The 26,869-nt window shown below is 69.0% G+C and carries 27 protein-coding genes; 19 read left to right on the top strand and 8 right to left on the bottom strand.

Annotated elements, in window-relative coordinates:
- Positions 1 to 129 precede the first annotated feature (129 nt).
- From ACFY3D_RS00330 to ACFY3D_RS00250, 17 genes are all read left to right on the top strand, one after another.
- Entirely contained in the window at positions 130 to 1,113 is a 984-nt protein-coding gene (locus tag ACFY3D_RS00330; protein ID WP_389972984.1) for a sigma factor-like helix-turn-helix DNA-binding protein, read from the top strand.
- Between the two features lie 146 nt (positions 1,114 to 1,259).
- Positions 1,260 to 2,444, top strand: coding sequence for a low temperature requirement protein A (locus ACFY3D_RS00325; RefSeq protein ID WP_389972981.1), 1,185 nt, complete (start codon positions 1,260 to 1,262; stop codon positions 2,442 to 2,444).
- A 9-nt stretch (positions 2,445 to 2,453) separates the two neighbouring features.
- Complete coding sequence (locus ACFY3D_RS00320) at positions 2,454 to 2,726, top strand: hypothetical protein (protein ID WP_389972978.1); 273 nt, start codon at positions 2,454 to 2,456, stop codon at positions 2,724 to 2,726.
- Positions 2,727 to 3,023: 297 nt separating this feature from the next.
- A complete protein-coding gene (locus ACFY3D_RS00315; protein ID WP_389972975.1) occupies positions 3,024 to 3,254 on the top strand; it encodes a hypothetical protein in 231 nt (76 codons plus the stop codon).
- Between the two features lie 83 nt (positions 3,255 to 3,337).
- Positions 3,338 to 4,252 carry an RNA polymerase sigma-70 factor gene (locus ACFY3D_RS00310; RefSeq protein ID WP_350947060.1) on the top strand — a complete coding sequence of 305 codons (915 nt, stop codon included), beginning with the start codon at positions 3,338 to 3,340 and terminating at the stop codon, positions 4,250 to 4,252.
- 46 nt (positions 4,253 to 4,298) lie between these two features.
- Positions 4,299 to 4,988, top strand: coding sequence for a hypothetical protein (locus ACFY3D_RS00305; RefSeq protein ID WP_389972973.1), 690 nt, complete (start codon positions 4,299 to 4,301; stop codon positions 4,986 to 4,988).
- 51 nt (positions 4,989 to 5,039) lie between these two features.
- Complete coding sequence (locus ACFY3D_RS00300) at positions 5,040 to 5,267, top strand: helix-turn-helix transcriptional regulator (protein ID WP_389972971.1); 228 nt, start codon at positions 5,040 to 5,042, stop codon at positions 5,265 to 5,267.
- A 70-nt stretch (positions 5,268 to 5,337) separates the two neighbouring features.
- Positions 5,338 to 6,090 (top strand): SDR family oxidoreductase, encoded by a 753-nt coding sequence (locus ACFY3D_RS00295; RefSeq protein WP_389972968.1) that lies wholly within the window; start codon positions 5,338 to 5,340, stop codon positions 6,088 to 6,090.
- An 8-nt stretch (positions 6,091 to 6,098) separates the two neighbouring features.
- Complete coding sequence (locus ACFY3D_RS00290; RefSeq protein WP_389972965.1) at positions 6,099 to 6,509, top strand: cupin domain-containing protein; 411 nt, start codon at positions 6,099 to 6,101, stop codon at positions 6,507 to 6,509.
- A gap of 115 nt (positions 6,510 to 6,624) precedes the next feature.
- Positions 6,625 to 6,921 carry a ferritin-like domain-containing protein gene (locus ACFY3D_RS00285; protein ID WP_389972962.1) on the top strand — a complete coding sequence of 99 codons (297 nt, stop codon included), beginning with the start codon at positions 6,625 to 6,627 and terminating at the stop codon, positions 6,919 to 6,921.
- Positions 6,922 to 7,092: 171 nt separating this feature from the next.
- Positions 7,093 to 8,205, top strand: coding sequence for a hypothetical protein (locus tag ACFY3D_RS00280; RefSeq protein ID WP_389972959.1), 1,113 nt, complete (start codon positions 7,093 to 7,095; stop codon positions 8,203 to 8,205).
- Between the two features lie 77 nt (positions 8,206 to 8,282).
- On the top strand, positions 8,283 to 12,104 hold the full coding sequence (locus ACFY3D_RS00275) for a hypothetical protein (RefSeq protein ID WP_389972956.1): 3,822 nt from the start codon (positions 8,283 to 8,285) through the stop codon (positions 12,102 to 12,104).
- Positions 12,067 to 12,360 carry a PASTA domain-containing protein gene (locus tag ACFY3D_RS00270; RefSeq protein ID WP_389972953.1) on the top strand — a complete coding sequence of 98 codons (294 nt, stop codon included), beginning with the start codon at positions 12,067 to 12,069 and terminating at the stop codon, positions 12,358 to 12,360. The genes ACFY3D_RS00275 and ACFY3D_RS00270 overlap by 38 nt, the downstream gene beginning before the upstream one ends.
- A gap of 240 nt (positions 12,361 to 12,600) precedes the next feature.
- Positions 12,601 to 12,966, top strand: a complete 366-nt coding sequence (locus ACFY3D_RS00265) for a hypothetical protein (RefSeq protein WP_389972950.1) — start codon at positions 12,601 to 12,603, stop codon at positions 12,964 to 12,966.
- A 493-nt stretch (positions 12,967 to 13,459) separates the two neighbouring features.
- Positions 13,460 to 13,801 carry a TraR/DksA family transcriptional regulator gene (locus ACFY3D_RS00260; RefSeq protein WP_389972947.1) on the top strand — a complete coding sequence of 114 codons (342 nt, stop codon included), beginning with the start codon at positions 13,460 to 13,462 and terminating at the stop codon, positions 13,799 to 13,801.
- Between the two features lie 55 nt (positions 13,802 to 13,856).
- Entirely contained in the window at positions 13,857 to 15,425 is a 1,569-nt protein-coding gene (locus ACFY3D_RS00255; RefSeq protein ID WP_389972944.1) for a PucR family transcriptional regulator, read from the top strand.
- A 150-nt stretch (positions 15,426 to 15,575) separates the two neighbouring features.
- On the top strand, positions 15,576 to 16,820 hold the full coding sequence (locus ACFY3D_RS00250) for an NAD(P)/FAD-dependent oxidoreductase (RefSeq protein WP_389972941.1): 1,245 nt from the start codon (positions 15,576 to 15,578) through the stop codon (positions 16,818 to 16,820).
- A 116-nt stretch (positions 16,821 to 16,936) separates the two neighbouring features.
- Here ACFY3D_RS00250 and ACFY3D_RS00245 read toward each other — a convergent pair whose 3' ends face one another.
- The 7 genes from ACFY3D_RS00245 to ACFY3D_RS00215 form a co-directional block, all read right to left on the bottom strand.
- Positions 16,937 to 18,103: an SGNH/GDSL hydrolase family protein gene (locus ACFY3D_RS00245; RefSeq protein WP_389972938.1), complete on the bottom strand. Its 1,167-nt coding sequence runs from the start codon at positions 18,101 to 18,103 to the stop codon at positions 16,937 to 16,939.
- Positions 18,104 to 18,241: 138 nt separating this feature from the next.
- On the bottom strand, positions 18,242 to 19,024 hold the full coding sequence (locus ACFY3D_RS00240; RefSeq protein ID WP_389972935.1) for a MerR family transcriptional regulator: 783 nt from the start codon (positions 19,022 to 19,024) through the stop codon (positions 18,242 to 18,244).
- A gap of 72 nt (positions 19,025 to 19,096) precedes the next feature.
- Positions 19,097 to 19,924 carry a CPBP family intramembrane glutamic endopeptidase gene (locus tag ACFY3D_RS00235; protein ID WP_389972932.1) on the bottom strand — a complete coding sequence of 276 codons (828 nt, stop codon included), beginning with the start codon at positions 19,922 to 19,924 and terminating at the stop codon, positions 19,097 to 19,099.
- A 405-nt stretch (positions 19,925 to 20,329) separates the two neighbouring features.
- The gene (locus ACFY3D_RS00230; protein WP_389972929.1) at positions 20,330 to 20,605 is read right to left on the bottom strand and encodes a hypothetical protein; all 276 of its coding nucleotides are present in this window, start codon (positions 20,603 to 20,605) and stop codon (positions 20,330 to 20,332) included.
- A 240-nt stretch (positions 20,606 to 20,845) separates the two neighbouring features.
- On the bottom strand, positions 20,846 to 21,619 hold the full coding sequence (locus tag ACFY3D_RS00225; protein ID WP_389972926.1) for an ABC transporter permease: 774 nt from the start codon (positions 21,617 to 21,619) through the stop codon (positions 20,846 to 20,848).
- The gene (locus tag ACFY3D_RS00220; protein ID WP_389972923.1) at positions 21,616 to 22,377 is read right to left on the bottom strand and encodes an ABC transporter permease; all 762 of its coding nucleotides are present in this window, start codon (positions 22,375 to 22,377) and stop codon (positions 21,616 to 21,618) included. Before ACFY3D_RS00220 ends, ACFY3D_RS00225 begins: the two co-directional genes overlap by 4 nt.
- Positions 22,377 to 23,102: an ATP-binding cassette domain-containing protein gene (locus tag ACFY3D_RS00215; protein WP_350947084.1), complete on the bottom strand. Its 726-nt coding sequence runs from the start codon at positions 23,100 to 23,102 to the stop codon at positions 22,377 to 22,379. The genes ACFY3D_RS00220 and ACFY3D_RS00215 overlap by 1 nt, the downstream gene beginning before the upstream one ends.
- 210 nt (positions 23,103 to 23,312) lie before the next feature.
- Here ACFY3D_RS00215 and ACFY3D_RS00210 point away from each other — a divergent pair, with 210 nt between their 5' ends.
- Together ACFY3D_RS00210 and ACFY3D_RS00205 are read left to right on the top strand one after the other, a co-directional pair.
- Complete coding sequence (locus ACFY3D_RS00210; protein WP_389972920.1) at positions 23,313 to 24,224, top strand: sensor histidine kinase; 912 nt, start codon at positions 23,313 to 23,315, stop codon at positions 24,222 to 24,224.
- Positions 24,221 to 24,913 (top strand): response regulator transcription factor, encoded by a 693-nt coding sequence (locus ACFY3D_RS00205; RefSeq protein WP_350947086.1) that lies wholly within the window; start codon positions 24,221 to 24,223, stop codon positions 24,911 to 24,913. Before ACFY3D_RS00210 ends, ACFY3D_RS00205 begins: the two co-directional genes overlap by 4 nt.
- A gap of 109 nt (positions 24,914 to 25,022) precedes the next feature.
- On the opposite strand, the gene ACFY3D_RS00200 is transcribed toward ACFY3D_RS00205, so the two are convergent.
- Positions 25,023 to 26,852 carry an RICIN domain-containing protein gene (locus ACFY3D_RS00200; protein ID WP_389972917.1) on the bottom strand — a complete coding sequence of 610 codons (1,830 nt, stop codon included), beginning with the start codon at positions 26,850 to 26,852 and terminating at the stop codon, positions 25,023 to 25,025.
- Positions 26,853 to 26,869: the final 17 nt, after the last annotated feature.

Here is a 26,869-nt window from a genome sequence, read left to right as displayed (position 1 = left end):
CCCACGGTCGTTCCCCACTCGCCTACCAGCGCAATGTGACCAGGCGTACAGCGGTGTGGGGTCGATCAGCGGGACCGAGCGGATCGTCGGGTGCGGCGGGAGGGGTATGTCCGCGGGCAGCGGGCTGAAGTGCTGCGTGTCGGCTGCCAGGTCTGCCAGGAAGTGGTCCAGTCCGAGATTCGTGCCTTCGGCGTGCTGGTGGATGCCGGAGGCCGTGGCGAAGCGGTGCAGGAAGTCCAGCCGGTGGAGCGGGCCACGGTACCGACCACGGTGTCCCCGGGGCGCGATGGTGGGACCCGGGAAGCGACCGTGATCGCAGTGGCATCGCCGGATGCCGGGGCGAACGGAGCGGAGATCGTGACCATGAACCTGCTGGAGTCGCACACAGACCACGCAGAGCAGACCGACGAGCGGTCGATCACAGGAGGGGACGGAGACGCCTCGGCGTTCGTCAGCGCCGCACCCCGGCTTTTCGCGATCGGTCTGCGCGTCCTGCAGGACGTGGGCGAGGCCGAGGACGTGGTGCAGGAGACGTGGCTGCGTTGGGCCCGCGCAGACCGGTCGGTCGTCATCAGCCCGCCCGCGTTCCTCGCGCTGACCACCACGAGGCTCGCCATCAATGTCGCTCAGTCCGCCCGCAGGCGTCGCGAGACCTCCGCCGGTCCCTGGCTTCCAGAGACGATGGAGCTCTCTGCAGGCCCCGAGACGGCAGCCGAACGACGAGAGGCGGTCGGCACGGCGATCCGGCTGCTGATGGAGAGACTGACCCCCGCCGAACGAGCGGTCTATCTCCCACGCATTGCCTTCGACTACCCCTACCGCCAGATCTCCGAGATCCTCCACCTGGGCGAAGAGCACGCGCGGCGACTCCTGCGACGCGCCCGTGACCACCTTGCCACCGAGCGGCGCCACCAGGTGAGCAGCACCGCCCATCGGCGCCTCGCACAGACGTTCGTCGCCGCCGCGCAGTCCGGCGATCTTGCCGGACTGGAAGAACTGCTCGCCGCCGGCGTCGCCCGCCAGATCCGATCAGGGGCGGAACACCCTCGCGAGCGCACCGTACGTGGAGGCCGGTGTCGCCGCTCTATCGGGCCTGGTCGGTCGGGCGGATGAGAAGGGGGCTCCTGGAGGCGGCCATGTCCCCGGCCGAGGAGTGGCCTCTCGACGTGTGACAACCACCCGACGAGCTGTCACAGATCGCGACGCCGTCCGGTCTTTCCTGGCGAACCGGATGCCGTAAGAGCGACAGGAGCGTGAGCGTGCCCTCGACCAGGACCACCGTCAGGATCCGGGTCCAGATGAGCTCCCGGCCCGTCGACGAGCCGCATCGCGCGTCGAGCCAGCTCGAGCTCCTCTTCGATCTCACCTTCGTGATCGCGGTCGCGGCCATCACGGCGCAGTTCGCGCACGCCATCGCTGAAGATCACGGCCTGACCGGGCTGGTCCCGTTCCTCCAGGTGTTCTTCGCCATCTGGTGGGCGTGGATGAACTTCACCTGGTTCGCCTCGTCCTACGACACCGACGACGTTCCCTACCGGCTGCTGACCATGGTGCAGATGGCGGGGGTGCTGGTCCTCGCCGTCGGCGTGCCCGCCGCGGTCGGCCGCTCCGACTACGGGATCATCACCCTGGGTTACCTCATCATGAGGATCGGGCTTGTCGCCCAATGGCTGAGGGCCGCGTTCGAAGACCCGGCGAGCCGTCGTACGGGGCTCCGCTACGCCGCGGGCATAGGTCTGGTCGAGTTGGGCTGGTTGTTCCGACTCGCTCTCCTGGGGACGGGATTCCTGCCGGCGTCACTCCAGCTGCCGTTCTTCGCCTGCCTGGTCGTCCTGGAGCTGGCGGTGCCGTGGTGGGCGGAGCGGGTCAGGGCAACCACCTGGCACCCGCACCATATCGCCGAGCGCTACGGCCTGTTCACGATCATCCTGCTGGGCGAGAGTGTCCTGGCCGCGAGCAGAGGAGTTGAAGCGGCGCTCGAAGCGGCTCCCCTCGTCGCCATCGCCGGATCCGGTCTCGTCCTGCTGTTCGCCATGTGGTGGCTGTACTTCCTGGTCAAGGCAGGGGAGGGGCTCAGCGACCGGCGTCATCGGTCGTACTGGTGGGGGTACGGCCACTTCGGCATCTTCGCCGCGCTGGCGGCTCTTGGCGCCGGACTCGAGGTGGCGGTGGAGCAGAGCGGGCGCCAGGTGGCGGCATCGCCGATGGCGATCGGCTACGCGGTCGCCATCCCGGTCGGGGTGTATCTCATCCTGCTCCGGGTGGTGCATGCGCTGGTCGACGCGGACTCCGTCATCCCCCGCCCTGCCGTGGCAGGGTGCGTCGGCGCCGTCGTGTTGTCGCCGCTCGCGGCGCCCTGGATCGGGGTGGCCGCCGTGGTCGGGCTGATCGCGGCCGCCTGCGTCGCGCTGGTCGCCGTCGCCATCTGGGCGGCCCGTAGCTGAAGGAGCGTCATGTACGCATCAGAGAACAGAATCGCCACGTCCGTCCTGGTCATCGGGACCGGAGGGGCCGATCTGCGGGCGACCGTCGACACCGCGATCGAGCGCCGCGAGACCCGTGGCTGTCGCAACCGCTCCGACGACCCGGAACTCGACCCCGCACTGCAGGTCAACCTCGGGTGGTCCGGCCCCGGATCGGTGGAGCGGGAGAGCATTCCGCCGATTCCCGCTGAGATCGCGGCGTTCATGCGCGAGGTCTCAACCGTGGGAAAGCTCGTTGAATAGCCGGATCTTGTCACAAATGCCGGGGCTGTCCTGTCTTAGCTGGCGATCGGGCCACACCGCTGAACGGGGGAGGTTGTTGTGACCGCGTTGCCGATGGTCGCCGAGTTCGGCGATGTCGCGGGCTGGACCGCCGACGCCCGGGATGCGGCTGCTCGATGTGGGCGCGGGAGTCGGCGGGCCGGCGGCCTGGGCCGCCGAACGGTTCGGGGTCCGGCCAATCCTGATCGAGCCGATGCCGGCCGCCGACCGGCTGATCCACGCGGTCAGCAGGCCGGCTGTACATCCCTTGGAGGAGACATGATCACCCCGAACGGTGAGAACGAGTTCCTGTACGAGCTCCACGTCGAGATCGAGGAGGAGCTGATCATCGCCGAGGCCGGCCATCCGGACGAGGAGGTGTGGCAGCCGGTCACCGAGTGGCTGTACGACCCGACGGACGTCGAGCGCGAGAAGATCGCTCTGCGGGGGCTGCGCGACGCGGTCAAGGTGCTGGAGGACGGCTCGCGGCCTCCCAGCCCGACGCCGTGACAGCGACTATCCTCGACGCTGTGGACCACGCGCGAGGCTGACGAACCCCTGTCCAAGCCAACGGGTGAATCGATGTGGGGCACATGAACACGGAATCCCTGAAACAGGCGGGCGCTCTCGATCGGGCGGCGTCCGCTTTCATCGAGCTACGCCCGCGGCTGTTCGGCATCGCCTACCGGATGCTGGGCAGCGCGGCCGAGGCCGAGGACATCGTCCAGGAGGTGTGGCTGCGCTGGCAGGACACCGACCGCGAGACCATCGAGAACCCGGCGGCCTTCCTGGCGCTGGTCACCACCCGGCTGGCCATCAACCTGGCGCAGTCGGCGCGCATGCGGCGGGAGTCCTACATCGGCCCCTGGCTGCCGGAGCCCGTGGACACCAGTCTGGACCCCACTGTCGGCGCCGAACGCGGCGAAGCGCTGGAGCTGGCCTTTCTGCTCCTGCTGGAGAAGCTCAATCCCACCGAGCGCGCCGCTTACGTCCTGCGCGAAGCCTTCGACTACCCCTATCCGCAGATAGCGGAGATCCTGCGGCTCACCCCGGTCAATGTCAGGCAGATCGTGAGCCGCGCCCGCAGGCGCCTGACCGCCGTACGCCACGAGCCCATCGACAGGCTCCAGCACCGGCGCCTTCTGGAGACGTTCCTCGACGCCGCCCAGACGGGAAACGTCGGCGCCTTGGAGAAGCTCTTCGCCTCCGACGTCGTCAGCTCCTCCGACGGCGACGGCATCAGGGGATCGGCCAAGTTCCCCGTGCTGGGCAATGAGCGGGTGGCCAGGTTCGTGGCCGCGTTCTCACCACGGTTCTGGCCGGGCGCCGCCGTCACGTGGGTCGAGATGAACGGGCTGCCGGGCGTGCTCGTCACCCGGGACGGCAGCGGCGTCGCCCTGCTCGCCATCGAGGCCTCCAGGGAGGGGATCCACCACCTGTTATGGATCCTCAACCCGGCCAAGATCGAGGCCTTCGAGCGGTCTCGCAGCCGCTTTGTCACAACGTAACGGGCTGTCCGGTCTTATCTGCCAACAATGAAGGGGGCGGCAGATCATGACCGAGGCGGGCGCCGAGTCGCTGGCGGAGATGCTCGACGAACGGCAGCACCTGCTCGAGATCGCTCTGTGCATGTTCGGCTCGGACACCACGGCCGACCACGTCGTCCAGGAGACCTATCGCCGCTGGTACGCCCTCGACGAGGAGGAGCGCGCCGACATCGCGGTGCCGCGCGCCTGGCTGACGCGGACAGCGGGAAGCATCTGCCTGGAGCTCCTCGCCGACCCCAACCCCAACCCCGACCCCGACCACGTGCCCGGCGGCCGGGTGCCCCGGGCCCAGCCCGCGCCGTACCCGGCCTCGCACCGGGCCGGGTACGGCCCGGAGATGCTCGCCAGGCACGAGCGGGTGGCCCGCCGGTTCGCCGCGGCCTGCCAGGCGGGCGACACCGAGACGCTGCGGGAAGTCCTGGCCGCCGACGCGATCGTCGTCAGCGATGGCGGCGGCAAGGTGCGCGTCGCCGTACGGCCGACCTACGGTGCGGACGCGGTCGCGCGGGTCGTCACGGCGTTGCTGATCGACCAGCCAGGAACCGAGCCGGCCATCGGATCGGTGAACGGCGGGACGGGGCTCGTGCTGCGGCGGGCGGGCAAGGCCGTGGCGGTGGTCAGCGTGAGCGTGGCCGGAGCCGAGGTCACGGCGGTGTGGATCATCCTGAACCCCGACAAACTCCAGCGTTGGCACTGAAGGGCATACCGGCGCACGACCTCAAAGGCCTGGGCGGGCGCCGCTCGCGCGGTGTCCGGTAGGCCGACCGCGGGCTGGGACAGCCTGACCGCCTCCGAGATGCAGGTCATCAGGCTCGTCGCCGGCGGCGCCACCGACAAGCAGGTCGCCGATCGGCTCTACCTGTCGCCGTACACGGTCAGCACGCACCTCCGGCATGCCTTCACCAAGCTCGGGATCGGCTCGCGCGTCGAGCTCACCGAGCTCCTCCTCGAACACGAGGTCGCCTGTCACAAGTGAGGGGGCTGCCTTGTCTTAGCTGACGATGCGGGCGCACTACAGCGCCCGGAAAGGCAGAAGGGTGCCAACAATGAAGATCGTGGTGATCGGCGGGACCGGGCTCATCGGGTCGAAGCTGGTGAAGAAGCTGGGCGAGCACGGCCACGAGGCCGTGGCCGCGTCGCCGAACACCGGCGTCGACACGCTGACCGGGGAGGGCCTGGCCGAGGTGCTGAAGGGCGCCGAGGTCGTGATCGACGTGTCGAACTCGCCCTCGTTCGAGCGCGAGGCCGTCATGAAGTTCTTCCAGACCTCCACCGGCAACCTGCTGGCGGCCGAGGCGGCCGCGGGGGTGGGCCATCACGTGGCGGTGTCGATCGTGGGGACCGACCGGATGCCGGAGAACGGCTACTTCGCGGCGAAGATCGCTCAGGAGGAGCTGATCGAGAAGTCGGGAATCCCGTTCTCGCTGGTGCACTCCACCCAGTTCTTCGAGTTCGCCCGCGGCATCGCCGACGAGGGCACGGTCGACGGCAAGGTGCACATCGCGCCGGTGCTGTTCCAGCCGATCGCGGGCGACGACGTGGCCCAGGCGGTCGGCAGGACCGCGGTGGGGACGCCGCTGAACGGCCGGATCGAGATCGCCGGACCGACCCGGTACAAGATGGACGAGTTCTTCCGCAAGGCGTTGGCCGCCTGGGGCGACACCCGCGAGGTCGTCGTCGACCCGCAGGCACGCTACTTCGGCAGCCTGCTCGGCGAGCGGTCGCTGGTGCCCGCTGACGGCGCGCAGCTCGGCACCATCACCTACAAGGACTGGCTCGACCGGTCCAACGCGAAGTAGGCGGGGCGATGGACAAGCCGCGATCGACCGCGTGGCAGACGGCGCTGACGGTGCTGCAGGAGGCGCAGCCTCCGTTCATCCCCGAGGGCGCGCACGCGATGACCGTGGTCATCGAGTACCCGCCCGGAGACCCTGGCGCGCCGCCGCATCGCCACCCGGGCCCCGCCTTCGGCGTCGTCCTCGAGGGCGAGATGCTGATGGAGCTGGAAGGAGAGCCGGAGCGGGTGATCCGCGCCGGCGAGGCGTTCTGGGAGCCGGGGGGCGACGTCATCCACTACCAGGACGGCAACAATCGCGACGATGTCCCGGTACGGTTCACGGTCACCATGCTGTGCGAGCCGGGCAAGCCGATGTTCACGCTGGTGGAAGAGGCCGAGCTGGCCCAGCGCAGGGACCGCCGCGGCCCGCGCCCGTCCTGAACCCCGGCGAAGTATCCGCGGCGTGACGGCACCGGCTGCCGTCATCGCTGCCTGACCCCAGGAGCGGACCAGGCCGCCGGCCCACCGGCCGGCGGTCCGATCCGCTGTGGAGGTGGTGAGTGGCGTCTTCGTCGAGGAGATGCCGCATCTGGCGCTGGCGGCGAACCTGCTCAACGTCGTCGGCGCGCCGCGCCTGGACATGCCGGGGATGCTGCCGCCGCACCCGCGCAAGCTGCCGCACAGTGATCTGGAGGTGCCGGTCGGTGCGGAGGCGGTGGAGATGTTCCTGCGTCTGGAACAGCCCGCACCGCCCGGCGCGCCACCGGAGGACGACAACTACGAGAGCGGTGCCACGGGACAGCGCGTCTGGCATCGAGACGTCCATGGTGAAACCGAGGCAGGCACGCAGTGAGGTGACCTCGGAAAACAATTCAGACTGATTGTGCCGCGGGCTTGACGTGATGTGACGAGCGTCATGTCACAAGCCGCCTGCCGCACTTTGTCTCTGTAGTGACGGTCCATGAGTTACCTCCGCGCCAAGGGCGCGACGGACATCGATTCGAGAGACGATGCGGGAGAAGAAATGCTCATCAAGAAAAGGTCGTTCATCGCGGTGGTGACGCTGGTCGCCTGTGCCGCTGCTTCTGGTGGAATGACGGCGCCTGTACTGGCTTCGGCCGACGATGGTGACGCCTCGATCAGTTCCTGGGGTTTTCCCGGTGAGGGATCCGACTGGCAGCCGGTGACCTATGCCGGTGGGCAGATCACCAGCAGGTCCACTCCGGGAGAGGCACGCGACAATCGTGGCAACATCCTGCACGCCTGGCGCGGCGCGGACAACGACTCCATCTGGATCTCGTTGAACAACGGGCCGGCGTACTCACTGCCCAACGCGCAGACGTGGACTCCTCCGAGGGTGATCTGGACCGACGACGGGGGGCGCGGAAACTTCCGGATCTTCCACACCGGTACCGAGGGCCACGTCTACCAGCACCGCGTCCAGCTCAGCGCGAGCTACCAACTGCCCGGCACTCTGCCCAGCTGGACCAGGATCCCCAACGACACGCGCACCACCAACACCGAGCCCGTGGCGGTTGCCGCGCTCCCCGACAACTCCTTCATGCTCGCCTGGAACAGCCAGTCCACCGATGACATCTGGACGATGTACTACAACGGCGAAACCGCGACCTACAGCGCGCCCAGCATCGTGCCGGGTGCGCAGAGCAAGGACGCGCCGGGACTGGCCGCCCAGGTGGACACCAACAACGATCCCGCTCCCTGGAACCAGGTCGTTCTCGCCTTCACGGGCACCAATAACTACGTGTACATGTCGCGGCAGCGGTACGGGACCGGCAATTGGACGAATCCGTTCCGGGTTTATGCGACAGGCACCCCCGGCTACACGAGGAATGGCCCGTCCGTCGCGCTCTCCCGAAGCGGTTACGGCGTCATCACCATCACCGAGGACCGCGACAACACCATCGGCAGTTACATGATCTCGCGCGACGGTGGATGGAGCGGTTATTACGAGGAGAACAGCTTCGCACTCTCCCCGGGCAGAACTCCGCTGGCCGTGACAGCCGGTACCGATGTCTATTACGTCATCAACGGTTCAGCCGGCGGCAAGAGCGGCGTGCTGTGGAAGAAGGTCTACGACTTCGCGGCGATGCCCACGCCGTCGGCCCCGCAGTGGTGAAGCCGGTAAACGCTTAGCCGGACGGCGCCATCGTCTCCGACGCCCGACGCCCGGCGTCCTACTCAGAAAGAGATCACGTGAGACTGGTTCGACCAGCGGCGGCCATGGTATCCGGCCTGCTGCTCTCGTTATCGTCGCCGGGCATCGCCCCGGCGGCCTCCGCTTCCCCGACGCCCTTGACCGCAGCTGCCACGGCGGAAGACTCGCCGTCGGCCGGACCGGGAGCGTCCGGTCCGGACCTGAGTGTCACCAACCGCACAGCCCCGACGGCTGGTCTACCGGACTGGTCACGCGCAGGATACCGAGGCGGCCAGAAGCTGCCCGAGGGCGATACGGATCTGACCGACGACGCCTCCTGCCGTATCTCGCCGGAAGAGCTTGCTTCCTCCTACGGGGTGACGGCGGACGACGGGGCCGACGACACCGCCGGACTGCAGAAGGCGATCGACCACATCAAGAGCGTCTGCTCGCCGAACGCCAACTTCGACCGGCTCTCGCTCATCGAGCTGCCTTCCGGCCGGCTCGACATCACCCAGCAGATCTACGTTGACGCCGGATTCCTGATCGTACGAGGCAAGGGGTCTGGCGACGGCGGCACCCGGCTAGTGTTCAGACCCGGCCTCCGGACCCGCTACGACCAGGTGATCAACGGTCGGTGGGACCAGGAGAGCATGATTGCCGGCACCGCCCCCGACATCGGCAACGGTGGCTGGATCTGGCCTGGGCGAGGCATGTTCCGGGTCCAGACCCGAGAGGTGGCGGCCCGGTACAAGGATGACTGGGAGCTGGCGTCGAGCCTGCCCATGCGCAAGGACCTCTATGAGGGCAGCATCAACCAGCACTGGGCCTCCGGCTTCAAGGTGGCCGCGGCGGACGGGGACCCGGGCTTCTCGGCACGGGCGGGAAACGCGGTCGTGCGGCTGGACGCGAAAGCCGACATGACGAAGTTCAAGCCGGGCGGCTATGTCTGGGTGGGCGCGGCCAACAGCCGGAAGTTCTACGCGCAGCAGGGCATCACCGACCAGAGCATGATCGAGGCGCTCCACATGCGGCAGGAGATGTTCCGGCTCAGCCGCATGGACACCACGGCCAAGACGATCACGCTGGATCGGCCGCTGGAGTGGGATCTGCCGGTCAACTCCGAATCGGACGGCTCCGAACCGCTGAACGGCAACGGCACCCCGTACGCCAGCAAGGTCACGCCGCTGAAGGCGGTCGAGGGCGTCGGGTTCGAGGATTTCGCCTTCACCCAGGACATGAACGGCCTGCCGAAGATCGGTGGCCAGGAGACGTACTCGCTGACTCCCGAGCAGGCCGTGCACAACTACGGCAATATGGCGCCCGAGTACGCCATGCACGGCATCGTGTTCAAGTGGGCGGCCAACAGTTGGGCGCGCGGGCTGAAAGCCACGATGACCGGCTCACACCCGATCGTCACCGAGGTGGCGCGCAACCTGCAGATCGAGCGCAACAGCTTCGACGGCGCCTGGAACAAGGGCAAGGGCGGCAACGGCTACCTGCGCGGCAGTCGCGTGTGGGACTCGCTGTGGGCGCACAACCTCAGCCGCAACCTGCGCCATTTCACCTTCCAGTGGTCGGCCGGCGGCAACGTCGCCTTCCGCAACGACCTCGACTCCGACCTGAACCTGCACGGCGGCTGGGAGCACGACAACCTGTTCGAGCAGAACACGGTGCGAGTCCCCTATGAGCACCGCTCGGCCAACTGCTCGGCCAACTGTGGTGGTGAGGGCGGCGAGATCGACGAGGGCACCTGGTATCCGATCTGGTGGGCGGCCGGCCCCAAGGCGGGCAAGTGGGCCGGCTCCTCCGGGCCGCAGAACGTCTTCTACAACGACACGCTGAGCAAGCAGACCACCGCGGGCGGGCCGTTCGAACCGTACAGGCCGTACGGCGCCCAGGCCGGTACCGCCTTCCAGTTCGGATCGAACGACTCCGACCCGCGCACGTTTCTGCCCCTGCGCCAGAACGGGCAGGCGATCACGGACTGGACCGAACGGGAGACCCTGAACTACCAGGGCAATGGAGTGGCCACCCTCGACGTGGGGAATCGGCACTCACTGTTCCTCCGCGACACCGGCGGCGAAATTCCCCCACGTGACCCAGAGCTCGTCGAGATCAAGGCGGCCACCTGGAACATGGCCGGCGCGTCCTCGCAACAACATGGCGACAGGTACGCGACCGCACTGCCCTCGCTGCATACGCAGGAGAATCCTCCCAGGGAGAACGACATCCTGGCCCTACAGGAAACCGGCTATCCCGCCGACCGGCACTATTGGGCCGAAGACACCATCGCGCAGACCGACTACGTCAAGAGGATGCGGGACGGCAGCACCAACGCGCCTCCCGTCCAGGAGATCTGGCTCAGCCGAACCAGTGGAGGCCGCAGAGGAGGTTACCTCTACTGGCTGAACACGAACGTCGACACCGGCTCCGGCAACCCGGAAAAGATCAATCTGGCGGTCTGGACTCGGAGAAGTGTCCAGCGGAACGAGATATTCGTCGTCCCCGGAGCGACCCGGAACGGCGTGCACGAGGGCAAGTCCCGTCCCGCGCTCGGCGTCAACTATTGCGGTGTCGTCTACTTCACCTGGCACGGGGCGGCACAAGGCGGAACGGACAACGCCACGATGCTGAGGAACATCAAGAGTCGTATGGAGAACGCCGGCCCGAACGGGCAGCCGCTGCGCTGGGTGGTCCTCGGCGACTTCAACATGGAGGTTTATGGACAGGCAGGATTGATAAACGCCCTCGGCGGCGACTCCCATCAGTTCGACATACTGTCCTCGAGCGGGCCGACCCGCCCCGTCACGGGACGCACCATTGACTACGCCGTCACGCAGAACAGCGTCACCCCGGTGCTCTACAGGGGTTACGGGTTCGGAACGCCGATAACCGACTTCGAAATGTCGGACCACCGTCCCGTCGAATACGACTTCTCCTATCCCACCGACGATCAGAGATGCACGACGTCCACGTCGGCACAGCGGGCGAAGGCCGTTCCGCGAACAACGCAGAATCTCAGAAGCGCATCCAGCACCCGCTCTCCCTACCCTTCGGGTGCGGGAACACAGCCCGGCAGTAGTCGCCTCAAGACCAGGATGTTCGCCCGCTCCGAACAGAGCGCGCACAATTTCCGCTTCCTGGCCGCCGCTGACCACCCAGGTCACTACCGCGTGCTGCACAGCGTCACGCGTACCTATCTGGGCCAGGAATTCGGCCGTGCCGACGCGCCGGCGGTTCTCCAAGGCTCCGACGAGGGCGACTCCCAGCTCTGGCAATTGCTGGACATGGGTGACGGCACATGGATCTTGCTGAACAAGGCCACCGGTCAGGCGTTGACCGCCCTGGATCGCGCGGACGGCGAAGAACTGGTGGGTCGTGATCTCGTCGACGAATTCGACCCCGGCCAACGCTGGTTCCTTCAGGACGCCGAGAACGAGGCGTTGGACGTCGACGAGATCGTCACCGGCGCAGGCTCGGCCATGACCGTGCAGGACTCCGATCCGGAGCCGGGCACCCCGGTGGTGCTCGAACCCGACAGCGGCGATCCCGAAGAAGAATTCCTGCCCATATACGCTGACAAGACCGAGGATTTCTACTGCTATTACCTCGTCCACAAGGGACTGTACGTCAATTCAACGGCCACCGATCCCGCGGTTGGCGATGGTAACCGGCTCACGCTGAACGAATTCCGCGCCAATGACGGCGGCTACGTGTTCTGCACCCCTCTCGCCGACAGGCACGCATCGCAGCCGACGGCGGTGGGCCAGTACGACGCGCAGGCCCGCTTCCTCAATCTCGGCGCCATCGGCCCAGGTTTGCTGGCTCTGAGCGCATCCTATGGGCTCACATGGAACTGGAAAGCACTCCAGAGCTGATCGCCGGCCCCGTTCCAAGGAAGAGGCGGCTGAGAAGAAGGTCCTGCCGGATGTTGTCGGGATGAACCTGCAGGAGGGGCAGGACACCATGCAGGCCGCAGGCTTCTACATCCTGAACGACAAGGACGCCACCGGGCAAAACCGCTTCCAGGTGTATGACCGAAACTGGGTGGTGACCAGGCAGACGCCCGCCGCCGGCCGGAAGGTGACGGTCGACACGTTGATCACCTTGTATGCGAAGAAGATCGGCAAGTAAGACGAGCAGTGCGGGGCACCCCCTGTCCTTCAGGGGGTGCCGCCGTGTTCGATCGCGGTCAGCCGCCCAAAGGCGCGCGGGGAGTCGCCGGGTGTCATGCCACGCTTTGACGGCGGGGAGACGCGGGTCCCCGGCGGATGACCCCCGCCCCGGCTCACCAGGCATTGTCGGCCTACTCATGGATCATGTGGCTGATGCCGTGAAATGTCTTTTCCGGTGGGGTGGGCTATGGTCGGCCGTATGACGGGACCGTGGAGAACTCCACAGGGGTCCATCGCGCTCGTCGGCGTGATGGGCCTGGTTCTGTTGTCCCTGGTGCTGGCCGGCGCTTCGTGCAAGGTGAGCTGCGGCACCTCGACGGTTACCCAGAGTTCGGCCTCCGGCCCGGTCTGGGAGCCCGGAGGATGGGACGCCGACCTGACCGGCCTGCCGCCGCAGGCGGGCGACGCCCGCGCGCACCAGGTGCTGTCCCTGCGGCCGCTCACGCGCGGCGAGCTAGCGCATCTGGTGCTGTTGCCGTCGCCGGGCTCGGACGCGGATGCGCTGCGCGAGCCTCAGCAGCTGGCTCACCGCATCACGGGATCGCGCAGCCCGCCGCTGATCTAGCCGATGTCTTCCCGTCGGGCTCCGCGGCCACGCGCCGCGGAGTCCGACGACGGCGCATTCGGTGTGCCCCACGCCCGCACCATGCCTTTGCCTGGCGTCGGCGCGGGCGTGCCGTCGCGTCCTGAAGACGTCTCGCGATCGTCCCCTTGGTAGGAGAAGCGGCAGGCCGTCTTCGTTCGAAGTCACCCCTTCGCGTTCGGGGTGCCTTCGCCGTGCCGCCTTTCCTGTCGGCGTCCGCCAGGAGCCGATCATCGCCATGGCGGTTGTCGCGCCGGTTCACGGAGCCTCCGCGCCGGTCGCGCGCCCCTGAGGCTTCCGGGCGGCGCGGGCTCAGCACGCGGCCGTCCGCGGCCTGGTGCCGCTGTGCCCGCGACCGACCCCTGGCGGCCGGCCTCGGCCTGTCCGCCCGCTGACGTGCCGCGACGCGAGAGAGGCCCCGCGCGGGACCTCCTCCAACACCTTCCCGACCCATCATGGAAAGGATCACATGATCATGACCGACGGCCACACGACATCACATCTCAGCAGCGTTCAGCTCCACGCGCTGCGCCAGGACCTGCTGGAGCAGCTGGAGCAGCGCAGCAGGCACCTGGACGGCCTGCGGGTCCAGGAGCGGGAAAGCAGCGGCGCCGACGGCACCTGGCAGGAACTGGTCGTCTCGATCACCGCTGCCGAGCGCGCCGTCGCGGAGCTGTCCCATGCCTGCGAGCGGTTGGCGACCGACGCCTATGGGCACTGCACCCACTGCCAGGCCCCCATCCCGTTCGAACGGCTCAAGGTCCGGCCGCTGGCACGCACCTGCATCGACTGCCAACGGCGGCACGAGGCCGCCTGACATCACGAAAGAGGGTGGAGCGATCCGCCCTCTTTCCGATCACCCGGAGCTGAACATGATCACATTGGACCGTCTGGTGAACGTGCTCGGCGGGTACGGCGTGCGGCTGTACGGCCGTCCCGAGGCGCGCTCGGCGTGGCTGCGCAGCGTGGCGATACCGGACTCCACCGACCACCACGTCGCGGGCGACCTGCTCCTCGCCGTCGGAGCCTCCTCACTCGCCGAGGCGGTGCGGTGGGCGGCCGCGGACAAGGCCACGGCGGTCCTGGTACGCCCCCCTCGAACCGGCGACGAGAGCGGGAGCGACGCGGACGTCGAGCGGGAGGCCGCCGCGATCGCCGACCAATACGGAGTGGCCGTGTTGCTGGCCGACCCCGCCGTCTCCTGGAGTCAGCTGGCCGGCGTGGTGTACGGGTTGGTGCTGGAGAGCCGCGAGACCGCCTCGGGACGCGGCCCCACCGACCTGTTCGCCCTGGCCGACAACCTGGCCGACGTCATCGGCGGCGCGGTGACCATCGAGGACCGGCACTCGCAGGTGCTGGCCTACTCCCGCTCTCAGCAGGCGGGAGATCCGGCCCGGCTGGAGACCATCCTCGGGCGGCGGGTCCCGGAACGGCTGCGCGAGCTGTTCCGGCGACAGGAGGTGTTCACCCGCCTGGCGGCGACGAACGAGCCGGTGTTCGTCCCCGCCGACGCAGGGCACGGCCTGACCGGGCGGATGGCGGTGGCGGTGCGGGCCGGCCGCGAGTTGCTCGGTTCGGTGTGGGTCAGCTGCGCCGACCCGCTGACGGGCGCCCGCCGCCGGGCTCTGGTCGACGGCGCGCGCACCGTCGCCCTGCATCTGCTGCGCTCCCGGGCCAGCGCCGACCTGGAGCGGCAGGTGGAGTCCGACCTGGTCATCCGACTGCTGGAGGGCAGTGCCGACGCCGCGACGGTGATCAGCCGGTTGGGCCTGGCCCCGCGGGCGATCCGCGTCATCGCGGTCCGCGCGTACACCCCTGAAGATCGTCACGCCGCGCTGCTGCTCGCCCTTGAGCAGGCCACCACCGGCTTCGGCTGGTCCAGGCCCGGGCGCAGCGCGCTGCTCGGCGACACCCTCTACACCATCCTGCCGGCCGAGCGGGCCGAGGTGGCCAGGCAGTGGATCGCGGGCCTGCGCTCCGAACTGCCCGCCCAGGTGCGCGTCATGGCCGGGATCGGCGCACCCGCCGAGGCGGCGGACCTGGCCGCGGGCCGCCAGGAGGCCGACGAGTGCCTGGCGCTGCACGAGAGCGCCGAGTCCGGGGCCGTGCCGCCCGCCTACGACGAGTCCTGGGACGACATCCTGTTGCGGCGGCTGCGCGCGGCCGCGCGAACCGGTCGGGCACCGGCCCGCGGGCCGGTGAGCGCGCTGCTGCGGCACGACACCCGGCACGGCACGTGCTTCGTCGCCACGCTGCGGGCCTGGCTGGAGAGCCAGGGAGATCTCACCCTGGCCGCCGAGCGACTCGGGGTGCACCCCAACACCGTCCGCAACCGGCTCCGCAAAATGGACGAGCTGAGTCCGCTGGACCTGTACGACGCCCGCCGGCGCCTGGCCATGACCATCATGCTGGCCGCGTTGGAGGACGAACCTCGCCGATGACCTGATCAGGACCCGTCACCGTTCCCGGTGCCGGCGTTGTGCGGGATCCACAACGGCGGCGCCGCGATTGTCGCCCGCTCACAACGCCGCGGGTCACCGCCCGCGCCATCCTGGTCAGGACATCGACGTTCGTACCTGTTGGAGGTTGGCATGGTCGGCAACTGGCCACGATCGGTGATCGTGGTTGGCGCGGGCATCGTGGGTCTGTCGACCGCGTGGTTCCTGCAGGAGCGTGGCGTCCAGGTCGACGTGGTCGACCGCGGCGGCGTGGCGGCCGGCGCGTCCTGGGGCAACGCCGGCTGGGTCGCGCCTGGCCTGGCCATCCCGCTCAACGAACCCGCCGTCCTGCGCTACGGCCTGCGCTCGCTGTTCAACCCGGCCGCGCCGCTGCACGTGCCCGCGACCCTCGATCCGGGCCTGTGGAGTTTCCTGGCCCGCTTCGCCGCCAACAGCCACTGGCGGTCGTGGACCCGCGCCGCGCGCGCCAACCTGCCGCTCAACGACGAATGCGTCGAGGCCTACGAGGTGCTCGCCGCCAACGGTGTGTCCGCACCCGTCGTCGCGGCGCCGATCACCGCGGCGTTCCGTACGCCACGTCAGGCCGAGAGCCTGCTGCGCGAGCTGCGCAGACTGCAGGCGGCCGGGCAGACGGTCGAGCACACCGTGCTCGACGGCGCCCGGCTGGCCGAGCATGCCCCGCTCGCCGGTGAGGCGTTGAGGGCGGGAGTGCGGATCGACGGCCAGCGCTACGTCGACCCGGGCGCCTTCGTGCACGCCCTGGGAAAGGCCGTTATGCGGCGCGGCGCGACCGTGTACGCCGTCGAGGTCGACGAGGTGCGCACCGACGACAGGAAGGTGATCGTCCGCTCGGCCAAGGGCACCGTGCTGTCCGCCGACGCGGTGGTGCTGGCCACCGGCGCCTGGCTGCCCGGCCTGGCCCGGCAGTGGGGCGTGCGTGTCCCGGTGCGGGCCGGTCGCGGCTACTCCTTCACCGTGCCGGTCGACCATCCTGTCCCCGGCCCCATCTACCTGCCCGAGGAGCGGGTGGCGTGCACGCCGTACCGCGACGGGCTACGGGTGGCGGGGACCATGGAGTTTCGCGACCCGGACGCCCCGCAGGTGCCCGCCCGGCTGGAGGCCCTCGTCGCCTCCGTCCGGCCGCTTCTGCGGGGTGTGCGCTGGGAGGAGCGCACCGACGTGTGGGTGGGGCCCCGCCCCGTCACCCCGGACGGACGGCCGCTCGTCGGCGCGACGGTGGCCCCCACCGTCTACGTGGCGGGCGGTCACGGTATGTGGGGCCTGGCCCACGGTCCGATCACGGGCAGGCTGCTGGCCGAGCAGATCACCACCGGCAAGCAGCCCGCCGCCCTGGCCGACCTCGACCCTCTCCGCTGACGCGGGCCGCGCGCCAACCGTCCGGCCCGCCGTGCCGGCGCAACGAGCGGACGGGCGGCCCTGCCCCCTGCGCAGCCAAGTCACGGTCCCGGTGACCGTGGCTTTGAGTGCCGCGGTCATGCGGGGAGGTCCGAGAGTACCCGCGCGAACCGCTCGCCGATCATCTGATGTGTCGCGGCATCGGGGTGAAGCGCGTCGGGGAGAGGGTGGGTCGCCGCGTCGGCCTGGTCGTAGAGGCTGAGCCCGTCCAGGTAATGCAGGTGCGAGTCCGTGCGCCGCCGATCGCGGACGATACGTGCGAGTTCCCCGCGGATCGTCGTCAGGGTGAGCTTGCCGACCGACCGCTCGGCGGGGTCTCCGGTGGCTTGGAAGCGCACCGCGCCGTGAGCGAGGGCGTCCGGGTCGAAGGCGCCCGGCCCGGGAGTGTCTTCATGGATCCCGCAGTAAACAGGGGAGACGACCAGCAGTGGGGTCGTGGGGTGTCCGTCGCGGATCGTGTCGAGGAAGCCGTGCACAGCCGGTCCGAAGGCACGCATCCGCATCAGATCGGTGTTCACGAGGTTGATCCCGAGCTTCAGGCTGATCACGTCCGCGGCGGCGTCGCGGATCGTCCGGGCGACGAAGGGATCGAGCAGCGCGCTGCCGCCCAGTCCGAGATTGATCAACTCGACGGAGGCGCGGCGCGCTGCGACCGCGGGCCATGTCCCGGTCGGCCGCACGGCGTTGGAGCCCTGGCTGATCGAACTGCCGTGATGGATCCACCTCTTCCGGCCCCGATCGGGCGTCGGCTCGACGGGAGCGTCCGCACGCACGTCGATCAACTCGATCGCCTCGTTGTGAGGGAGCCAGATCTCGACGTCCTTGGGGGCATCGGGCAGCCCGGTGAAGCGAGCGGTGCTTGAGGGGCCTTCCTCGACGAATCGGGCCCCCGTCGACATGTCGATCGTGACGGTGATCCCTCCCGATGTCGTCGCGCTCGCAACGGGAGCGTCGTCGACCACGATTTCGATCATGCCGTCCGGCCGGGGTGGGATCCCGGTGTACGTCGTCCGAGACCGGAGCACCTCAAGCTCGATCGTGGACGCCGTCGTCCGGAGCGCGAGGTGCACGCCGGATGGCTGGGCCTCGACCATCGCGAGCTGCGGATCGGTGTTCTGCGCGCGTGCCCGGCTCGGAAGCCGGTGAACGGTTACCCCGTGTCCGGTCGTCTCGATCTCGGCCGCGCCGCGGAACAGCGCCGCTGTGAGCGGCACCGAGATCAAATCGCGGGATGAGGTCGTCATGCGTCTCCTTGTGAGGGCCGTTGCCGCCGGTCGGTTTCCGACCGTACTTCCTTTGACGGTCGTGCTGCCCGACGCGAAGGAGTCAGGTGGCGCGAGTCCCCATCAGGCCCGGAGCACCTCAAGGCTCGGGCCGGATGCTCACGCCGTGCTGCCGTCTCCGGGAGATTCCTTCGACTCGTCGCGCGACACCGAGCGTGCGTCGCCGTTGGCAGTGCTGATCATGTGTGCCCGACGCAGCACGTCGAGCTGAGCGTGGTTGTAGAGGGCTTCGAGGGCATGACCGACGGCGCTTTGGGCCGCTCGCACCTGCCGCGGGGTGGAGGACCTGGGCTCCAACGTGACCGAGTGATCGGTGGTCGCGCCGTTGACGAACGGTGCGATCTTCTCGGCCAGGACCTGTCGAGCGGCTTCGTCGGCGTTCTCGGGAAGGTCACGGAACTCCTCGTCGAGTGCGACGTTGGGGCGCGCCTCAAGGGTTCGCCGTACGGACTCCATCGACTCGTCGGAGAAGAGTTGGGCGTAGATCATGAGGAGTGCTCGATCGTTGTCGCGCAGGTGCTCCGCGACGCCGCTGAACCCGGTCGGCACGTCCGCTGAGGCACCCGGCTCCGACAGCGTGGCCAGTTCCTGCCGGATGTTCTGGAGCCGTTCCACCGTCGCCTTGAGTTCGGCGTCGATGGTCCGGAAGACCGAGGCATGACCGTCGGTGTCCGTTCCCATCGCGGCCACCTGCGTGAGCGACACGCCCAGCCCGGTCAGTCGCCTGATCTGCAGAAGCCGGGTGAGGTGGTGGATCTCGTATCGCTTGTAGCCGTTGGGCTCGCGGTCAGGCTCGTCGAGCAGGCCGATCTCGTGGTAGTAGCGCACCGTCTTCACCGTGGTTCCCGCGAGTTCGGCTATCTCGTGAGTGCTCCAGGGCATGGATCGCTCGCCTCCTCATGCGATATCGCGCGTCCGGCGATCTCTCTTCGTGGATGTGACAACGACGCAGGATCAATCGGGCTCGTCCGCTGCTCGCCGCTCGCGCAGCCGGACGAGGACGACCATGCCGATGTTGACGGCGACAAGGATCAGCAGGGATGCGTCGCCGGTATCGGTGGAGCGGTCGAGGGGGAACGCCTCGCCGTCCGCCATCAGTGTATTGACGGTCGTCGCCAGGACGTTGTTGGCGATGTGGAACGCGACCGGTGCCTCGATCCCCCTGCTGATGATCGCCATCAGCCCGGTGCAGATGCCGATCACGACGTAGTAGCCGAACAACCAGGGGTCGGTCGACCCGTGGAGCACCGCGAAGGCCAGGCTGGAGACCACGATTCCGAGGACCAGGGCCGGGCGAACCGCACGCACCCAGGATGCGGCGGCGGGCAGCACGACGCTTCGGAACATCAACTCCTCTCCGGCGGCCTGTATCGGAGTGGTCAGGAGGATGATCACCAGCATGATGATCGTCGTGGTGCTCACGCCGAAGGCCGTCCAGCCAGGAGCGTCGGGAGCGACCAGCGCCACGACGCCGATCCCGGCGCCCACCAGCAGCGCCGCGCCGAGAAGGTACTGCGTCAGGCGGCGCGCGTCGAACGCTCGTGGTGAGCTGATCAGGCTGCGCCACGGTATCTTCGCCGTCCACACCAGGAGCAGGATCGCCAGCGCGCCCGCCGCGCCCACGCTCAGGTTGACGGCCAGGAACTTCAACGGTGTGAAGGTGGCTGACATGGGGTCGTCGCTGCCCTCGATGACGCCGACGATCTGGTAGAGCAGAATCTGCAGGGCCACCAGCACCAGCGACGGCACGATGATGACCACGAGCGACTTCCACCGGCTCATGCGGAGATGCGCGCCGAACGGCCGGGAGTCGTCGACGGCCGGCCCGAAGCGCCCTTGCGTCAAAGGACTCGGGGCCGCGGGGTTCGGGTGATTCGTCGCGTCTCGGGGATCGCCGGACCCTGGTCCATCCATCGGGGGTTCCTCTCGGGCTCGAACCGGTCGTTGCGCTCACGAGCGAACACCATGCCCTGGGGGCAGACTCAAGTCGCCCAGGTGAACGTGTCCCGGCTGGAGCACGACGATGCCCCGTCGAGTGTCTCGACGGGGCATCTCCCGAGATGCTGTCACCGCACAATCCTCCGGAGAGCCGCCTCGAACGCCTCGGCCTGCTGCGGAGTCACTCCTTCGAGACCCGCGCCTCGGGTATTTCAAGGGCTCGGGCTCGACGGTCACACCTGGTGAAGCTCAGGGGATATAGACCTCGTAGTAGTAGCCCGGCGTATAAATGCCACGCCCGAACCAGTGACAGCCGACGAGCCCGCTGTACAGACCGCTCTGCGCGTCGACGTCGTAGTAGCTCTCGCATTCGGCCAGGGTGGGGAAAGGGCCCACCTTGTACCAGTCCGGTGTCGGCCAGCCTCCGCTGGCCGCGGCCGCGCTGGTCTGGATGACGGTACCGGCCAGGACGCCGGCGCCCAGCGCCACGGCGAGGACGGCGGAACGCAGTCGGCGGATCTTCATCGTGGGCGACTCCTCACGTTCGGGAAGGAGAACACCTTCAGATGAGCATCGGCTGTCGGGCCTGAGGAGATACCAGTTATCCATATTTCGGGTTGATGGTGCGTTTGCCGAGGCGATTTCGCCTGACCTGAACACGTGAGTGCCACGTCGGAGCGATCGGGCAGGACCGGAGCGGTGAGCGCGCCGGTGGTCTGGCGTGTCGGTCGCCCTGGGCGTGGACGGGGGTGTCGTCAGGCCGGGTCAGGCGTCTCGGCGTTCGAAGACGACGGCCGCGGCGGCGAGCGCGACGAGCGTCCAGGCAAGGACGAGGAGCGAGCCCTCCCACTGACCGAGCGACGTGCCGGTCTCCGTGCCGGCCGAGAGCCACATGCCGTGACCCGCCGTGTCGGGCAGGTAGGCGGCGTGACCCGTGTGCTCCCGGACGTACGGGCCGACGACGAAGTAGTGGCCGAGCAGGACCGCGACGGCCGGGAGACTCCGCCTCACGACGGTCGCGAGGGAGGAGGCGATCAACGTGGTGAGGACGAGGTAGGCGATCGCCCCGGCCGCGGCCTGCGCCGTTCGGTGACCGTCCACGGGGGCCGCCACGTCCACCGGAGCGAACCGGGCGATCACCACACCGGCGGCGACGGTCACGGCGGCGACCGGGACGGCCGCGAGGGCGAGGGCGAGTGCCTTGACGAGCTGCAGCTCGATCCTTCGGGGCATGCTCGTCAGGCTCGTCCGGATCTGGCCGCCACCGTACTCCGAGGTGGCGGCCAGGACGCCGAGGACGATGAAGCCGGCCTGCAGGTATCCGACGGCGGCCAGGCCGACGTCGAGTGTGGAGGTCGCGTCGCCTCGCCCCTGTTTCGCCGCGGCGACGAACGCGGCATCGAGGACGAGTGCCGCGCCCCAGGTCCCGAGCGCCGTCAGCCACAGGGCGGGCAGGGTGAGCAGTTTGACGAACTCGGCGCGGAACGCGTCCCTGACGATCTCACGACGGGACCGCGCCTGCCCCGAGGTGACGGTCATGCGTCTCTCCGCCGGAACACGGCGACACCGAGGGCGAGTACCGCGATCACCCAGGACGTCATCACCAGGCCGCCGGTCACCGGAGCGATCTGCACGGAGGATCTGAAGTCGCGGAGGAACATCCGTGCCCCGACCAGGTCCGGCAGATAGTTCGCGGCGTCGATCACGCGGGACAGGAGGTAGGTGACCGACACGAGAGAGGTGTTCAGGATCAGCACCGTCAGCGGTATGACGCCGTTGCGGGTGAGCAGCGTGATGCCGTAGGCCAGCAGCGAGGTGAGCACCCAGTACAGGACGACCCCGAGCACGCGCGGAGCGGTGTCGGCGGTGAGCGATGCGGCGTGGTCGCCGAGGACGACCCGGGTGACGGTGAGGGTCACCGCGGTCGTGACCGTCGCCAGCGCGGCCACCGTCAGGACCAGCGCCGTGGTCTTCGCGGCGAGGAACCGGCGGCGGGAGGGTACGGCGGTCAGACTCGTGGTGACCTGGCGTGCGCCGGCCGACTCCTCTCCCTCGGTCAGGTATTCGCTGCTGATGGCGACCACGCCGAGGACGATCGCGCCGAGGACGCCGAACGCGAGCTCCTGGTATCCGGCGTCGCCGCCGGGAACGGTCCGGGTGCCGTTCTCGATCGCCCGCACGGTCGTGGACGCGTTGAGGAAGGCGATCGCCGGTGACACGACGAGGCCGATCACGACGGCGATCCAGGCCGACGGTAACCCGAGGAGCTTGAGCGACTCCGCGCGGACGATTCGCACTACCGGCCTCCCGGCGTCGCGTCGCCGGATCCCGCCGAGGTCAGCGCGAAGAAGGCGTCCTCAAGGGTTCGGTGGTCGCCGGTGACCTCGGCCAGGGTGCCCCGGCTCACGATTCGCCCCCTGTCGATGACGACGACGTCGTCGACGGTCTCGGCGAGTTCGCCCATGAGATGGCTCGACAGCAGGACGGTCCGGCCCGCGGCGGCGCGATCGCGCAGGAACCGCCGCATCCATCGGATGCCCCCGGGGTCGAGCCCGTTGATCGGCTCGTCCAGCACCAGCACCTCCGGGTCGCCCAGCAGAGCCGCCGCGAGGCCCAGACGTCGCCCCATGCCGAGCGAGTACCCGCTCACGCGCTTTCCCGCGGCCTCCGTCAGGCCGACGACGGCGAGGACCTCGTCGACCCGCTCACGGGGCAGGCCGTTACTCGCGGCGACCCAGCGCAGGTGGGCCCGCCCCGTCCGGGAACGGTGTGCTCCGCTCCCGTCGAGCAGCGCGCCCACGGTGGTCAAGGGGCGGTTCAGCCGGGCGAAAGGCCGGCCGCACACGAGCGCGACACCCTCCTGCGCCCGGTCCAGGCCCAGGATGATCCGGAGCGTCGAGGACTTTCCCGCCCCGTTCGGGCCGAGGAAGCCCGTCACGCGGCCCGGTCGGGCCTCGAAACCGACGTCGGACAGGATCTGGGTGCTTCCCCGCCGTTTGCTGACGTGTTCGACAGTGATCATTCAACCCTCGTGTGAGTCGTGGTGAGGCGATCAGTCAACCGGGCGGCGGCCGTCCCCACATCGGACGTCGGATCGAACCCCGGCGGCGCTTCTCGGACCGGAGGCCGTCGGACCCAGGGCTGAGATCAAGCGGGGGAGACCGGCGTGATGTGCCCTGGCCCTCGTTCCGAACCTGACGAGGGCTTCGGCTCGGCGCCTAGGATGACGGTGATGAACACGCTTCAGCGGCCCGTATGGCGCTCGCATGCCGGGCTGGTCAGCGGCGTGGTGTTCGTCGTGCTGCTCGCGGTCCTTCTCGCGACAGGAGCCGATGGACCACTCGCCGATGTCGTTCCCTCGCTGATCGCGGCGATCGCGATCGGCGTCGCGGTCTGGGCGGTCCGGCGGACGCGCGCCACCCGTGCCGACTACGAGGCGCGGCTCACCAGCTGGGCCGCCACGGAGGCGGTGCTGGCGGAGCGGATGCGGATCGCGCGGGACCTGCACGACATCGTCTCCCACGGCCTTGGACTGATCACCGTTCGCGCCGCCGCGGTCCGCCAGGTCACGAACGCCGACGGGCGTGACGTCGCCGAGCTGCGGGAGGCCCTCGCGGACATCGAGGCGGCGGGCAGGAACGCGACGGCCGAGTTGCGTCGCATGCTGACCGTGCTCCGCACGTCCGGAGACTCCCGCGACGAGGAGGTTCCGCGGCTGCCCGTGGAGAGTCTCGAGCAGCTTCCCGCGATCGTCCGCAGCACCGAGATCACCGGCCTTCGTACCCGGCTGGACCTCGAACCGCTGGGCGAGGTCTCCCAGGGGGTCCAGGTCGCGATCTGCAAAATCGTGCGGGAGGCCCTGAACAACTCGGCGCGTCACGCCGGTCCCACCACCGTCTCGGTGCACGTCTACCGGGACGGGGGCACGGTGGTGGTCACGGTCGCCGACAGCGGTCCCGACAGCGGTCCCGACAGCGGTCCCGACGGTGGCCCCGAAGGCCCCTGGGTGGCGAGGCCCGGCGCGGGCCACGGGCTGGCGGGCCTTCGGGAACGCGTCTCGGGTCTCGGCGGCAGCCTCCACGCCGCGGCCGTCGAAGGAGGCTTCCGGGTCGTCGCCCGGATCCCGGACGAGGTCGGCACGTGAACGACGGCGACCGCCCCGTCCGGGTGGTGCTCGCCGATGACCAGCCCTTACTCCGCAGGAGTCTCGCGATGGTCATCGACAACGCGGCCGGCCTGGCCGTCGTCGGTGAGGCCGGCGACGGCGTGGAGGCGCTGGCCGTGGCGCGAGCGACCCGACCCGACGTGATCCTGATGGATGTGCGCATGCCCCGGCTCGACGGGCTCAGGGCCACCCGGGAGATCGGCGCCGATCCGGCACTGGCGACGAGCAGAATTCTCGTGCTGAGCATGTTCGAGCTGGACGAGTACGTCTACGAAGCCCTGCACGCCGGTGCTTCGGGGTTTCTCCTCAAGGACACCGTGCCCGAGCAGCTCATCGACGCGATCTGGCGCACCCATCGCGGGGAGTCCCTCTTCGCCCCGTCGATCCTCACCCGGCTCGTCGAGCATTACGTGATGACGCCGCGCTCGCACCCGCGTCCGCCGGTGGGGCGGCTGACCGGCAGGGAGGTCGAGGTGCTCACCCTCGTCGGGCGGGGCCTGTCGAACGACGAGATCGCCGCCCGGCTCACGATATCCGTCAAAACCGTCAAGACGCATATCTCTCACCTGCTCGCCAAAGCCGGCGCGCGTGACAGAGCGCAGCTCGTCATCGCCGCGTTCGACGCGGGACTGGTGCGACCGCGCGGACACACCGGAAACATCCGCTGAACTCCGCACCCGTTCGTCCTCCGCCCTTCCTCGGAGGTCACTGCGGCCTCGGGGGTGGGACGACGGTCGTCGTCCCGCCCCCGAGGCATGATGGCTCACTCGCCCACGGTCACACCTGGGTGCGCAGCCACTGCTGGTTGGTGCCGGTGCCGCAGGTCCACTGCACGACCTGGACTCCGTCGGCAGTGCCGGCGTTCAGCACGTCGAGGCACTTGTCGCTGTGGCGGGCGACGAGCCGCACGTAGCCGTTGCCGGCGTCCTGGAGACGCCACTGCTGGTTGGTGCCTCCGTTGCAGGCCCACTGGACCACCCGGGCACCGTTCGCGGTCGCGGTGGCGCCGCCGTACACGTCGAGGCACTTGCCGCTGCTGACGCTCGTCACCGTGTAGTAGCCGCCACCGGCGTCCTGGAAGCGCCAGCGCTGGTTCGCCTGCCCGTTCGCCGTCCACTGCACGATGTTCGCGCCGTCGGTCGTCGCGGCGTTGTTGACGTCCAGCGACTTCCCGCTGTGCCGCGCGGTCATCGTGTAGGTGGCCGGTGGCGGGACGGTGGTCTGGGGAGCCAGCCGGTAGAGCCCGGAGCCGTGCGGGGGCAGCGAACGGCTGAACGTCCCGGTCGAGGTGCCGAGGTTCGCACCGGACCACAGGTCGGTCACGACGGCCGAGCCGATGCCGAGGTCGGCGAGGTTCACCGACACGTTGGCCGTCGCGCTCTCTCGGTTGAACAGGGCGACGTAGCGGTGGTCGCTGTCCGGCACGTTGGCGGTCCACACCTGCCGGGTCCCTCCGTAGAGCCGGCGGTTGTCGGTGCTGTGCTGGTCGACCGCGAGCACCGCGGAGTTGGTCATCAACGCCAGCTCCGCCGGTCGGTTCTCGACGAGGTTGCCGCCCCACATCAGCGGCGCCCGGTTGATCGCCCACAGGGTCATGAGCGTGCGTTGCTCGTCGGCGGTGAGGTTGGAGTATCGCGGCGAGCCGACCGGGCCGTACTTCGACAGCCGCCCGATCGGGATCATGTCCGGATCGGGCCACGCTCCCTTCGTCCGGTGCGGCGTCCAGTTGTGCAACTGGTCGAACAACGCGTCGAGAGCCGACCAGTTGTCCCACAGGTCGTTCACGATCCGCCACATGTGCGCGTTCGCCCGCACGTGCGATCCGCTGGACAGCGGGGTCGCGCCGGGGGAGAGGCTCAGCACCATCGGGCGACCGCTGCGCTGGATCGCCACCCGGTACCCCTCGACCTCCGCCTGCCGGTACGTCGGCGCGGAGATGTCGTCCACCTTCACGAAGTCGACCCCCCAGGAGGCCAGCAGTTGGAACACCGAGTCGAGGTACGCCTGCGCGCAGGGGTTGGTCATGTCCAGCCCCCACATGAGGTTGAGCCAGGCCGCGGTGGTGCCGTTGGCGATCTGGTTGGCGCGGCAGTCGGTGCCGAGGATCGGCACGTTGTCGGCGACCGCCTGCCGGGGAATGCCTCGCATCAGGTGCACGCCGAACTTCAGCCCTTGGGCGTGCACGTAGTCGGCGAGCGGCTTGAATCCGTTGGTGCCGGCCGCCGAGGGGAACCGGGTGGTGTCGGGCAGCAACCGCCCGTTGGCGTCCATCCGGAGCCGGGGTTGCAGGTTGGCGTCCTGGTTGGGGCTACCGGTGTGCTGGCCGGGGTAGTACCACGCCCAGTCGATGACGACGTACTGCCAGCCGTGCTGCCGCAGGTTCGCCCCCATGTAGTCGGCATTGGCCCGGACATCGGCCTCGGTGACCCTCCAGTTGAACGAGTCGTAGCTGTTCCACCCCATCGGCGGGGTGTCGGCCACGCCGTTGTCCCACATCTGCATCCTTTCCGCCGAACCGCTGCCGACCAGATTCACCACGAGCAGGAGCGTCGCGGCCATCAGGACGGCCGTCCTGCGGAGTACCGGATGGACCGTGCGGTTGCTCATCAGACCTCCACAAAGAC

This window comes from Streptosporangium sp. NPDC000509 (genome assembly GCF_042898365.1).
Lineage (GTDB): Bacteria > Actinomycetota > Actinomycetes > Streptosporangiales > Streptosporangiaceae > Streptosporangium.
Note: the sequence above shows the minus strand (reverse complement) of the source record. Positions and strands in the feature narration are given on the sequence as shown.

What these genes read in the sequence shown, in the direction of transcription:
- ACFY3D_RS00320 (WP_389972978.1), top strand. Translation starts at nt 2,454, where the DNA reads ATGTACGCATCAGAGAACAGAATCGCCACGTCCGTCCTGGTCATCGGG.
- ACFY3D_RS00315 (WP_389972975.1), top strand. Translation starts at nt 3,024, where the DNA reads ATGATCACCCCGAACGGTGAGAACGAGTTCCTGTACGAGCTCCACGTC.
- ACFY3D_RS00310 (WP_350947060.1), top strand. Translation starts at nt 3,338, where the DNA reads ATGAACACGGAATCCCTGAAACAGGCGGGCGCTCTCGATCGGGCGGCG.
- ACFY3D_RS00305 (WP_389972973.1), top strand. Translation starts at nt 4,299, where the DNA reads ATGACCGAGGCGGGCGCCGAGTCGCTGGCGGAGATGCTCGACGAACGG.
- ACFY3D_RS00295 (WP_389972968.1), top strand. Translation starts at nt 5,338, where the DNA reads ATGAAGATCGTGGTGATCGGCGGGACCGGGCTCATCGGGTCGAAGCTG.
- ACFY3D_RS00290 (WP_389972965.1), top strand. Translation starts at nt 6,099, where the DNA reads ATGGACAAGCCGCGATCGACCGCGTGGCAGACGGCGCTGACGGTGCTG.
- ACFY3D_RS00280 (WP_389972959.1), top strand. Translation starts at nt 7,093, where the DNA reads ATGCTCATCAAGAAAAGGTCGTTCATCGCGGTGGTGACGCTGGTCGCC.
- ACFY3D_RS00270 (WP_389972953.1), top strand. Translation starts at nt 12,067, where the DNA reads ATGGGCTCACATGGAACTGGAAAGCACTCCAGAGCTGATCGCCGGCCC.
- ACFY3D_RS00265 (WP_389972950.1), top strand. Translation starts at nt 12,601, where the DNA reads ATGACGGGACCGTGGAGAACTCCACAGGGGTCCATCGCGCTCGTCGGC.
- ACFY3D_RS00260 (WP_389972947.1), top strand. Translation starts at nt 13,460, where the DNA reads ATGACCGACGGCCACACGACATCACATCTCAGCAGCGTTCAGCTCCAC.
- ACFY3D_RS00255 (WP_389972944.1), top strand. Translation starts at nt 13,857, where the DNA reads ATGATCACATTGGACCGTCTGGTGAACGTGCTCGGCGGGTACGGCGTG.
- ACFY3D_RS00250 (WP_389972941.1), top strand. Translation starts at nt 15,576, where the DNA reads ATGGTCGGCAACTGGCCACGATCGGTGATCGTGGTTGGCGCGGGCATC.
- ACFY3D_RS00245 (WP_389972938.1), bottom strand. Translation starts at nt 18,103, where the DNA reads ATGACGACCTCATCCCGCGATTTGATCTCGGTGCCGCTCACAGCGGCG.
- ACFY3D_RS00240 (WP_389972935.1), bottom strand. Translation starts at nt 19,024, where the DNA reads ATGCCCTGGAGCACTCACGAGATAGCCGAACTCGCGGGAACCACGGTG.
- ACFY3D_RS00235 (WP_389972932.1), bottom strand. Translation starts at nt 19,924, where the DNA reads ATGAGCCGGTGGAAGTCGCTCGTGGTCATCATCGTGCCGTCGCTGGTG.
- ACFY3D_RS00230 (WP_389972929.1), bottom strand. Translation starts at nt 20,605, where the DNA reads ATGAAGATCCGCCGACTGCGTTCCGCCGTCCTCGCCGTGGCGCTGGGC.
- ACFY3D_RS00225 (WP_389972926.1), bottom strand. Translation starts at nt 21,619, where the DNA reads ATGACCGTCACCTCGGGGCAGGCGCGGTCCCGTCGTGAGATCGTCAGG.
- ACFY3D_RS00215 (WP_350947084.1), bottom strand. Translation starts at nt 23,102, where the DNA reads ATGATCACTGTCGAACACGTCAGCAAACGGCGGGGAAGCACCCAGATC.
- ACFY3D_RS00210 (WP_389972920.1), top strand. Translation starts at nt 23,313, where the DNA reads ATGAACACGCTTCAGCGGCCCGTATGGCGCTCGCATGCCGGGCTGGTC.
- ACFY3D_RS00200 (WP_389972917.1), bottom strand. Translation starts at nt 26,852, where the DNA reads ATGAGCAACCGCACGGTCCATCCGGTACTCCGCAGGACGGCCGTCCTG.